This window comes from Segeticoccus rhizosphaerae, assembly GCF_009192725.1.
GTDB classification, from domain to species: domain Bacteria; phylum Actinomycetota; class Actinomycetes; order Actinomycetales; family Dermatophilaceae; genus Segeticoccus; species Segeticoccus rhizosphaerae.
Window position 1 is genome coordinate 1 of sequence record NZ_VOHR01000119.1, and the last position, 10,362, is coordinate 10,362.

Sequence of the window (10,362 nt, forward strand, 5' to 3'; positions counted from 1 at the left end):
CCACGACGGCTACGGCCACCTCGCGTGGCGGCTGCGGCTGCTCGAGCGCGCGCGGGAGATCCGCCGGATCGAGCAGGCCGGCGTGCCGGTCGTCGCCTGGCGCGGTCCCGGCAGTCTCGATCAGGTGCTGCGCGAGCTCGCCCAGCGAGCTGCCGGACCGCGGATGGCCCACCGATGAGGTCCGACCTCGGAGCCGGGGCTCCCCGATGACCCCGTTCCGGCGGCTCGACGACGCGCTGCGCGACCTGCTCCAGCTGGCCGGTGCGGAGCTGCTGCTGCGCCTGGTGGTCCTGCTCGCGCCGGCGGTGTTCCTGGCGGCGGTGCTGGCCGCCGGCTCGGTCCCCGTGTGGGCGGTCGTCGTGGGGCTGCTGCTGGCGCTCCTCACGGTGCTCGCCCCTGACAGCGACGCCGGGACGTTGACGACCCTCTACCTGCTCGCCGTCTGGTACTTCGGCCACCAGGGCGATCCCCACACCCTGTGGACCCTGGTCGCCGCTCTGGCGTTGTTGGGGTTCCACGTCGCCACCACGGCCACGACCCGCGCACCGCACACCGGCCGCCTGCCCGCAGGCAGCCTTGCCCGCTGGTCGGTCCGCACAGCGGTCGTCGCCGGCGTGACCATCGCTGTGTATGCCGTGGGGCGGGCCTTCGCCGCGCTGGACACCGCTGGCAGCGTCGTGCTGACCACGACGGCCGGGGTGGTCGCGGCCGCGGCGCTGGTGGCTGCCCGTCGCTGGTCGCTGCGCCCGCCCGGAGGCCCGCGCCGGCTCTGATGCGCGCGCAAAGCATGCGCCGAGTGGTGCCAGCGCGACGTGCGAGATCAGACGCCAGGCGGGTTGGTCAGGCGGATTCCTTGCGCTGGCGCTTGGCCCGGGCGGGGCGCTCGTCGCGACGCACGATGGTCGGGTTCACGTTGTCGAGGACCACCTCGCGGGTGACGACCACGCGGGCGATGTCCTCCTCGCTGGGCACGTCGAACATGACCGGCAGGAGCACCTCCTCCATGATCGCGCGCAGTCCGCGGGCGCCGATACCGCGCAGCATCGCCTGGTCGGCCACGGCCTCGATCGCCTCGTCGGTGAACTCGAGCTCGACCCCGTCGATCTCGAACATCCGCTGGTACTGCTTGACGAGGGCGTTGCGTGGCTCGGTGAGGATCTTGACCAGGGCGTCGCGGTCGAGCGGCGACACGGTCGTGATCACCGGGAGCCGGCCGATGAACTCCGGGATCAGCCCGAACTTCATCAGGTCCTCGGGCATCACGTCGCCATAGGACTCACCGACGTCCTTGGCCTGGTGCAGCTCGGAACCGAAGCCCAGCCCCTTCTTGCCCGAACGGGACTCGATCAGCTTCTCCAGCCCGGCGAACGCCCCACCCACGATGAACAGCACGTTGGTGGTGTCGATCTGGATGAACTCCTGGTGCGGGTGCTTGCGGCCACCCTGGGGCGGCACCGAGGCGGTGGTGCCCTCGAGGATCTTCAGCAGTGCCTGCTGCACTCCCTCACCGGAGACGTCGCGGGTGATCGACGGGTTCTCGCTCTTGCGGGCGATCTTGTCGACCTCGTCGATGTAGATGATGCCGGTCTCGGCCTTCTTGACGTCGAAATCCGCGGCCTGGATCAGCTTCAGCAGGATGTTCTCGACGTCCTCACCGACGTAGCCGGCCTCCGTGAGGGCCGTAGCATCGGCAATCGCGAACGGCACGTTGAGCATCCGCGCCAGCGTCTGCGCGAGGTAGGTCTTGCCGCACCCCGTAGGGCCGATCAGCATGATGTTGGACTTGGAGATGTCCACGACCTGCTCGGCGTCCTTCTTGGACACGTTCTCGCCGGCCTGGATCCGCTTGTAGTGGTTGTAGACGGCCACCGCGAGCGCCCGCTTGGCGACGTCCTGGCCGATGATGTACTGCTCGAGGAAGTCGAAGATCTCACGCGGCTTGGGCAGCTGCTCCAGGCCGAGGTCGGAGGACTCGGCGAGCTCCTCCTCGATGATCTCGTTGCACAGCTCGATGCACTCGTCGCAGATGTAGACGCCCGGCCCGGCGATGAGCTTCTTGACCTGCTTCTGGCTCTTGCCGCAGAAGGAGCACTTCAGCAGATCTCCACCGTCTCCCACACGTGCCACGAGGCGGCCCCTTCATCCTTGGTCTGCACCCGTGGTCCGGATGCCCTGTCGGTTTCGTGCGTCTGTTGCTGCCCTGCCGTGGCCCGACGCTACCCCGAGGGCCGTCGAGTCGCCTTCATTGAACGCCGGTGTCGGCCTCCCGTCACGGGTTGTCCGCTCAGGGCGGACAACCCGTGCGCGGGCCGGCCGGGAGTGTTCACTCCTCGAGCGCTGCCTTGCGGCTCTGCAGGACCTCGTCGATGAGGCCGTACTCCTTGGCGTCCTCCGCCGACAGGATCTTGTCACGCTCGATGTCGACACGGACCTGCTCCACCGTGCGGCCGGAGTGAGCGGCGAGGGTCTCCTCCAGCCACTCACGCATGCGCAGGACCTCGTTGGCCTGGATCTCCAGGTCACTGGCCTGGCCGCCGAGGCCCTCCATGGCCGGTTGGTGGATCAGGATCCGGGAGTTGGGCAGAGCGAAGCGTTTGCCCTTCGCCCCCGCGCCGAGCAGCACCGCAGCCGCGGACGCCGCCTGGCCGATCACGAAAGTCTGCACGTCCGGGCGGACGTACTGCATCGTGTCGTAGATCGCGGTCATCGCGGTGAAGGAGCCACCGGGGCTGTTGATGTACATGAGGATGTCCCGGTCGGGGTCCTGGCTCTCGAGGACGATCAGCTGGGCGATGATGTCGTCCGCCGACGCGTCATCGACCTGCACGCCGAGGAAGATGATGCGGTCCTCGAAGAGCTTGGTGTAGGGGTCGGTGCGCTTGCTGCCGTAGGAGGTGCGCTCCTCGAACTGCGGGAGGATGTACCGGCTGGACGGGGCGGGGACACGCGGGCCGCCATACGAATGGTTGATCATCTGCAGTGCTCCAAGTCTCGAAGGTATGGCGGATCAGGACTGTTCGGCGTTGCTGGCCTCGTCGGAGCTCAGGTAGACGTGGTCGACGAACCCGTACTCCTTCGCCTCCTCGGCGGTGAACCAGCGGTCGCGGTCGGAGTCCTTCTCGATCTGCTCCACGGTCTGCCCGGTGTGCTGCGCGATGAGGCCGGCCATCTGCTTCTTGATGTGCAGCATCTGCTCCGCCTGGATCTTGATGTCCGAGGCCGTGCCGCCGATGCCGCCGGACGGCTGGTGCATCATCACGCGGGCGTGCGGGGTCGCGTAGCGCTTGCCCGGCGTGCCTGCGCTCAGCAGGAACTGTCCCATGCTGGCGGCCAGGCCCATCGCCACGGTCGCCACATCGCAGGGCACCCACTTCATCGTGTCGAAGATGGCCATGCCGGCCGTCACCGAGCCACCGGGGCTGTTGATGTAGAGCCAGATGTCCTGGTCGGGGTCCTCTGCTGCGAGCAGGAGCAGCTGCGCGCAGATCGCGTTGGCGTTGTCGTCCCGGACGTCGGAGCCCAGGAAGATGATGCGCTCCTTGAGCAGACGGTTGTAGATCTGGTCGTCCAGACCGCCTGGCCGCGCGTCTTCCGCGGCGACGATCTCGCTGCTGTTGCTCACCGTTTCTCCATCTGTCGGGAGGGGACCACCGCAGGTTCGGTCCCACTGTTTGTCTGTCTGCTGTGCCTGACAGTGACCCTAACGCCCGGCTTCCCCGGGACAGTCCCCGTAGGGCACGGTGTTCGCCCTGAGCGCACAAGTCCGCGGCCGTACCGGTAGACGCGAGGGCGCCCCGGCTCCGGTGTGGAGCGGGGCGCCCTGTGCGCGAGCGGTGGGGCGTCAGGAGCCGGCCGGCGTGGCCTGCTCGTCGCGTGGCGCGGCCTCGTCGGTCGCGACCTCAGCATCCTGGGCCTGCGTGTCGGCGGCCTCCTCGGTCTCGGCAGTCTCCTCGGCAGTGGCCTGCGCCGCCGCCATCGCAGCAGCCTCGGTCGCCTCGGCGTCGTCGGTGGCGTCCTCGACGTCTTCCTCGGTGTTCAGCGCGTTGAGGTCCACGACGTTGCCTGCGCTGTCGACGACCTCGGCCTGCTCCAGCACGCTCGCCAGGGCCTTGCGTCGACCCACCTCCGCGAGCATGGCCGGGACCTGCCCACCCTGGTCGACCGCCTGGGCGAACTCGTTGGGCTCCATGCCGTACTGCTGGGCCGACATCACGAGGTACTCGATCAGCTCGTCCTGGCTGACCTGGACCTCCTCCTTCTCGACGATGGCGTCGAGCAGGAACTGGGCCTTCAGCGCCTTGCGGGTGCTCTCGCCGACCTCCGCGCGGTGCTCATCGTCGTCGAGCCGGTTCTCACCCTCGAGGTGGCTGTGCACCTCCGCCTCGACCAGCGAGTCGGGCACCGGAATCTCGGTGGTCTCGAGCAGGTGCTCGAGCACCTTGTCGCGGGCCTGGACGCCCTGCTCGAACTTCTTGGCGCGTTCGGCCTGGGCGCGGACGTCCTCGGTCAGCTCGTCCATGGTGTCGAACTCGGAAGCGAGCTGGGCGAACTCGTCGTCGAGCTCGGGCAGGACCCGCTCCTTGACCGACTGCACCGTGACGGTCACGTCGGCGTCCTGGCCCTCACGGTCGCCCCCCGCCAGAGGTGCGGTGAAGTCCTTGGTCTCGCCGGCCGACATACCGGTGAGCGCCTCGTCGAGCCCCTCGAGCATGTTCCCCGAACCGATCTCGTAGGAGACGCCCGTCACGGAGTCGATCTCCTCGTCGCCGATCGTGGCCGACAGGTCGATGGAGACGAAGTCTCCCTCGGCTGCTGCGCGCTCGACACCGGTGAGGGTCCCGAACCGCTGGCGCAGCGCGGTCATCCGCTCCTGCACGTCCTCGTCGGAGGCCGAAACCTCATCGACCTCGACCTTGATCGAGGAGTAGTCGGGCAGCGTGACCTCGGGACGCACGTCGACCTCGACGGTGAAGGCGAGCTCATCGCCCTCGCCCGTGGGGACACCGGTCACCTCGACCTCGGGCTGGCCGAGCGGGCGGACGCCCTGCTCCTCGACGGCCTGGCCGTAGAACTGCGGCAGGGCCTCGTTGACCGCCTCCTGCAGCACCGCGCCGCGGCCGACCCGCTGGTCGATGATGCGGGCGGGGACCTTGCCCTTGCGGAAGCCCGGCACGTTGATCTGCCCGCCGATCGCCTTGTAGGCCGCATCGAGGCTCGGCTTGAGCTCGTCGAAAGGGACCTCGACGGTCAGCTTGACCCGGGTCGGGTTGAGGGTCTCGACGGCACTCTTCACTGCAGGGCACTCCAGAACGTGTGGGGGCTGTGGGGGTCACAGATGCGGACGACGAACCATGCTATCGGCTGCGGCGCGCAGAACCGAAACGGCGACGGCCGCACTGTGAGCCCGACCGCGCGGGAGCAAGCCAGACCTCTGGTCGGGCTGACAGGATTTGAACCTGCGATCTCTTCGTCCCAAACGAAGCGCGCTACCAAACTACGCCACAGCCCGTGGTGGCCCCGCGGAGCCGAGCGCCCCCGTGCGGGGGCGATTTCGGGAACTCGCGAGAGCGGCACTAGGCTAACCCCTCGCAGGCCCGGCCCCCACGGCGGTGCCGCACGCGGGTGTAGCTCAATGGTAGAGCCCCAGTCTTCCAAACTGGCTACGCGAGTTCGATTCTCGTCACCCGCTCCACCGCTCCACCGCGTCACCGCCGACCTGGAGCTGGACGAGACCGGGCTCCTCGTCAGCGGCGCCAGATCATGATGACCGCGCGGTCATCGTCCTCCCCGGCCGCCGACGTCGCGCAGATCCGGTGGGCGGCTCCTTCGAAACCTCGGGCGATCTGCCGCTCGGCCGCGCCGAGCATCCGGTCGACCCCGATGGACAGGTCCAGGTCACGCCGCTCGATGACACCGTCGGTGTAGAGCAGCAGCGCGTCGCCACGTTCCATCCGACCCATGACCCGCGGGAACGCCGAGGTCTCCATGACGCCGAGCACCGGCCCCCGGCCCTCGTCGACGACGTCCCATCGGCCCGAGCCGACGTGGTAGCGCACCGCCTGGGGGTGACCGGCGCTGCCGATGCAGTAGTCGCCGGTGTCGAGCTCCACGGCGAAGTGGATCGCGGTGGCGAACCCCTCGTGCCAGCGCTGCCGCAGCAGGTAGTCGTTGGCCGCGGGCAGGAACTCGGTGGGGGCCATCGCGCCGAGCAGGCCAGCAAAGGCACCCGACAGCAGCAGTGAGCGGGTCCCGGCGCCGACCCCCTTGCCCGACACATCGACCAGGGCGACCTCGAGCCGGTTGTCGCGGGTGCGGTTGGCGACCACGAAGTCTCCCGAGAAGGAGTCTCCGTGCGCAGGCATGACCGAGCTCTCGGCATACCAGCCCGTCGGCAGGTCCGGCAGCTCGCCGTGCGCCTGCAGCCGGTCGCGCAGGTCCACCAGCATCGACTCCCCCAGCGACCCCTGGACGCCGAGCCGCGCGCGGCTCCTCGCGACGGTGACCATCAACGCCATCACCACGAGCAGGATGACCATCGAGCCCCACAGGCTCTCCTTGTCGTGCAACTTCAGCACCGCCGCGACGGTGAAGCAGGCGACCAGGACCAGGTAGACCCGGCGGATCATCCCCAGCGGCAGGAACAGGCCCGCCACCACCGCGAGCGGCACGAACGACGACCAGGGCACCACCGCGGGCCACCGCGTGATCCCCCAGGTCGCGGCGAGCGCGATGAGCACGAGAGTGGTCGAGATCCAGACGTGCTCGTGGCGTCGGAGGCGCGAGACGACGCGCTGGCGGGTCCCGAACGTCATTGGGCGCGCCGCTACCACCTCCAACTGTGTCATCACAAAGTCAGGCTAGCCACGTGGCGCCGCAGAAGGACGCCGCTTTACCCACTTCTTACCGTCCAGTATCCCGGCGTTGACCCTCTCACGTGGCCGGTTCGCCAGGGAGCGCCCCGTCCACCTCGTAGCGCGAGACCATCTCGATCCGCCGCCGGTGTCGTTCCTCGCCGCTGAACGGTGTCGTGAGGAAGACACGCACCATCGCCGTGGCCTCCTCCACCGTGTTCATCCGGCCGCCGATGGAGATCACCTGCGCGTCGTTGTGCTGCCGGGCGAGGCTGGCCAGCTCGGTGTTGTAGCACAGCGCGGCGCGGATACCGGCCACCTTGTTGGCAGCCATCTGCTCGCCGTTCCCCGAGCCACCGAGCACGATCCCGCGCGACCCGGGATCCCCCGCCACGGCGGTGGCGGCGCGCAACACACACACCGGATAGTCGTCCTCGGGGTCCAGCTCCGCCGGCCCGTGGTCGACCACCTCGTGACCCTCGTCGGTCAGGAACGACACGAGCGCTCGTTGCAGCTCGTATGCCGCGTGGTCACCGCCGATGTGGACACGCATCATGTGCCTGCTTTCCTGGTGGGCTGCCGGGTGCGGGTCAGGAGTGGGGGCCGTCGTGGATCGGGAAGATGGGTCCCACGGTGCGGGTGCGCTTGAGCTCGAAGAAGCCGTCGGTGCCGGCCACGAGCAGGCAGCCGTCCCAGAGCCGCCCGGCGGCCTCTCCCGTCGGCGCCGGCGAGACGACCGGCCCGAAGAAGGCCACCCCCTCGACCGAGATCACCGGGGTCCCGACCTCGTCGCCGACCAGGTCGATCGCGCGCTGGTGGCTGGCCCGCAACTGCTCGTCCACCTCGTCGGTGTCGGCGAACCGCGCCAGCTCGGCGGGCAGGTCGCACTCCGCCAGTGACTCGGCGATCACCACCGCGCGGTCGTCGATCTTGCGGTAGTGGATGCGGGTGCCCATCGCGTCATACAACGGCTTGATGACCTCGGCGCCATGCTTGCGGGCGGCCGCGATGATGACCCGGACCGGGCCCCAGGAGCGGTCGAGCATGTCGCGGTAGTCGGCCGGAAGGTCACGGCCCTCGTTGAGCACCGACAGGCTCATGACCGACCAGGTCACGTCCATGTCGCGGACCTTCTCGACCTCCATCAGCCAGCGCGATGTCATCCAGGCCCACGGGCAGGCGGGGTCGAACCACATCTCGGCCTGACTGCGGGGGGAGGACTGGGCGGGGCGGGTGTCAGAAGTGGTCACCCGATCCATCTTGCCAGTCGTCGGGACGCCGGGGGAAAGGGGTGAGGCGGGCGGGGCCCCGCGTGCCATCATGGCCGGGTCCACGCTCTGCCCCCCGTCCACGGAGATGACCTGTGTCCGGCAAGAACCTCACCCGCGTCGAGGCCCAGGAGCGTGCCGCCCTGGTCTCCGTCGCCTCGTATGACGTGTCCCTCGACCTCACGACGGGTCCGAAGACCTTCCGCACCACCACGAAGGTCACCTTCGACGCGACCGGCGAGGGCGCGGACACGTTCATCGACCTGATCGCCGACTCGGTGCAGGAGATCGTGCTCAACGGCGAGCAGCTCGACCCGGGCGCTCACTTCGACGGCGCCCGCGTCACGTTGCCGAACCTGCGCAGCCACAACGAGCTGACGATCGACGCGACCGGCGTCTACATGAACACTGGAGAGGGGCTGCACCGCTTCGTCGACCCGGTCGACGACGAGGTCTACCTCTACACGCAGTTCGAGGTCGCCGACTCCCGCCGGATGTTCGCGGTCTTCGAGCAGCCCGACCTCAAGGCCGAGTTCGCCTTCACGGTCACGGCTCCCGGCCACTGGCAGGTCATCTCCAACCAGCCGACCCCCTCCCCCGCGCCGGTCGAGGGTTCCGACGACGCGACGTGGACCTTCGAGCCGACGCCGCGCATCTCGTCATACATCACCGCCCTGATCGCCGGGCCCTACGACGTCGTCCGGGACGAGGTGCAGACGCGCAAGGGGCCGGTCTCCATGGGGCTGTTCTGCCGACGGTCGCTGACGCCGCACCTTGACGCGCCCAACGTGTTTGACTGCACCAAGCGAGGATTCGCGTTCTTCGAGAGCGAGTTCGACGTCGACTACCCGTTTGCGAAGTACGACCAGATCTTCACCCCCGAATACAACATGGGCGCGATGGAGAACGCCGGAGCCGTGACGCTCAACGAGATCTACGTCTTCCGGGCCAAGGTGCCCGACGCGATGATCGAGCGCCGGGCGCTGACGATCCTGCACGAGCTGGCACACATGTGGTTCGGCAACCTGGTCACGATGCAGTGGTGGAACGACCTGTGGCTCAACGAGTCGTTCGCCGAGTGGGCCTCGACGACCGCCCAGTCGGAGGCCACCCAGTGGGAGACGGCCTGGACCACGTTCGGCACGTCCGAGAAGGCGTGGGCCTACAACCAGGACCAGCTGTCCTCGACCCACCCGATCGTCGCGCCGATCCGCGACCTCGAGGACGTCGAGGTCAACTTCGACGGCATCACCTATGCCAAGGGTGCCTCGGTCCTCAAGCAGCTCGTCGCGTATGTCGGCCGCGAGCCGTTCGTGGCCGGGCTGCGGGCCTACTTCGCCAAGCACGCGTGGGGCAACACCACCCTCGCCGACCTGCTCGGGGAGCTGGAACAGACGTCGGGGCGGGACCTGTCCGCCTGGTCGCAGCAGTGGCTCGAGACCGCGGGCGTCAACACGTTGCGCCCGGAGGTCGAGGTCGACGGGGAGGGCACCATCACCGCGGCGGCGATCAGGCAGACGGCGGCGCCCGACTTCCCGACGCTGCGCCCGCACCGTCTGGCCGTCGGGCTCTACTCCCTGCAGGGCAACCAGCTGGTGCGCACCGACCGGTTCGAGCTCGACGTCGCCGGCGAACGCACCGAGGTCAAGGAGCTCGTCGGGCTCGCCCAGCCCGACCTCCTGCTCGTCAACGACGACGACCTCGCCTACGCCAAGATCCGTCTCGACGAGCGGTCACTCGCCACCGCGGTGACCCACCCCCGCGGCTTCACGCAGAGCCTGCCGCGGGCCCTGGTGCTGGGGGCAGCGTGGGACATGACGCGCGACGCGGAGCTGCCGGGCCGCGACTTCATCGAGATGGTCCTGCAGACCCTGCCCGGCGAGAGTGACTCGACCCTGCTGCGCACCCTGTTGGGGCAGTTGCAGGTGACCGCGATGCAGTACGTCGCCCGCGACCACCGCGAGGCAACGCTGGCCATGGTCACCTCGCGGCTGCGGGCGCTGATGGCGGCGGCCGAGCCCGGCAGCGACGCCCAGCTGCAGCTCACGTCGGCGTTCGCCTTCTACTCCCGTTCGGACGAGGACGTCGCACACGTCCGCGCTCTGCTCGAGGGCAGCACGGTGCTCGACGGCCTCGCGGTGGACACCGAGATGCGCTGGACGCTGCTGACCAGCCTCGCGGCCGCGGGCGCCGCCGACGCCGCCGAGATCGAGGCCGAGCGCGAGCGCGATGACACCGCGACC

The 10,362-nt window shown here is 69.0% G+C and carries 9 protein-coding genes and 2 tRNA genes; 3 read left to right on the forward strand and 8 right to left on the reverse strand.

The window, feature by feature from the left end:
* The first annotated feature begins 206 nt into the window (after positions 1 to 206).
* Positions 207 to 773, forward strand: coding sequence for a hypothetical protein (locus FRW57_RS11150; RefSeq protein ID WP_137121447.1), 567 nt, complete (start codon positions 207 to 209; stop codon positions 771 to 773).
* Positions 774 to 840: 67 nt separating this feature from the next.
* On the opposite strand, the gene clpX is transcribed toward FRW57_RS11150, so the two are convergent.
* The 5 genes from clpX to FRW57_RS11175 all read right to left on the reverse strand — a co-directional run bounded on the left by clpX (position 841) and on the right by FRW57_RS11175 (position 5,509).
* Complete coding sequence (gene clpX / locus FRW57_RS11155; protein WP_137121446.1) at positions 841 to 2,127, reverse strand: ATP-dependent Clp protease ATP-binding subunit ClpX; 1,287 nt, start codon at positions 2,125 to 2,127, stop codon at positions 841 to 843.
* Between the two features lie 196 nt (positions 2,128 to 2,323).
* Positions 2,324 to 2,974 (reverse strand): ATP-dependent Clp protease proteolytic subunit, encoded by a 651-nt coding sequence (locus FRW57_RS11160; protein ID WP_137121445.1) that lies wholly within the window; start codon positions 2,972 to 2,974, stop codon positions 2,324 to 2,326.
* A gap of 33 nt (positions 2,975 to 3,007) precedes the next feature.
* Positions 3,008 to 3,622, reverse strand: coding sequence for an ATP-dependent Clp protease proteolytic subunit (locus tag FRW57_RS11165; protein WP_137121444.1), 615 nt, complete (start codon positions 3,620 to 3,622; stop codon positions 3,008 to 3,010).
* A gap of 219 nt (positions 3,623 to 3,841) precedes the next feature.
* A complete protein-coding gene (tig, locus tag FRW57_RS11170) occupies positions 3,842 to 5,293 on the reverse strand; it encodes a trigger factor (RefSeq protein WP_137121443.1) in 1,452 nt (483 codons plus the stop codon).
* Between the two features lie 139 nt (positions 5,294 to 5,432).
* Positions 5,433 to 5,509: transfer RNA gene (locus FRW57_RS11175), tRNA-Pro, on the reverse strand.
* Between the two features lie 109 nt (positions 5,510 to 5,618).
* Between FRW57_RS11175 and FRW57_RS11180 the strand changes: the two genes are divergently transcribed.
* Positions 5,619 to 5,692, forward strand: a tRNA-Gly gene (locus FRW57_RS11180).
* A 52-nt stretch (positions 5,693 to 5,744) separates the two neighbouring features.
* On the opposite strand, the gene FRW57_RS11185 is transcribed toward FRW57_RS11180, so the two are convergent.
* From FRW57_RS11185 to FRW57_RS11195, 3 genes are all read right to left on the reverse strand, one after another.
* Positions 5,745 to 6,812, reverse strand: coding sequence for a PP2C family protein-serine/threonine phosphatase (locus FRW57_RS11185; RefSeq protein ID WP_152186017.1), 1,068 nt, complete (start codon positions 6,810 to 6,812; stop codon positions 5,745 to 5,747).
* A gap of 118 nt (positions 6,813 to 6,930) precedes the next feature.
* Complete coding sequence (locus FRW57_RS11190; RefSeq protein ID WP_137122366.1) at positions 6,931 to 7,404, reverse strand: ribose-5-phosphate isomerase; 474 nt, start codon at positions 7,402 to 7,404, stop codon at positions 6,931 to 6,933.
* Between the two features lie 37 nt (positions 7,405 to 7,441).
* The gene (locus FRW57_RS11195) at positions 7,442 to 8,110 is read right to left on the reverse strand and encodes a mycothiol-dependent nitroreductase Rv2466c family protein (RefSeq protein ID WP_202911601.1); all 669 of its coding nucleotides are present in this window, start codon (positions 8,108 to 8,110) and stop codon (positions 7,442 to 7,444) included.
* A 104-nt stretch (positions 8,111 to 8,214) separates the two neighbouring features.
* On the opposite strand from FRW57_RS11195, the gene pepN reads away from it, so the two are divergent.
* On the forward strand, positions 8,215 to 10,362 hold a 2,148-nt coding region (gene pepN / locus FRW57_RS11200; protein ID WP_152186018.1), incomplete at its 3' end, for an aminopeptidase N.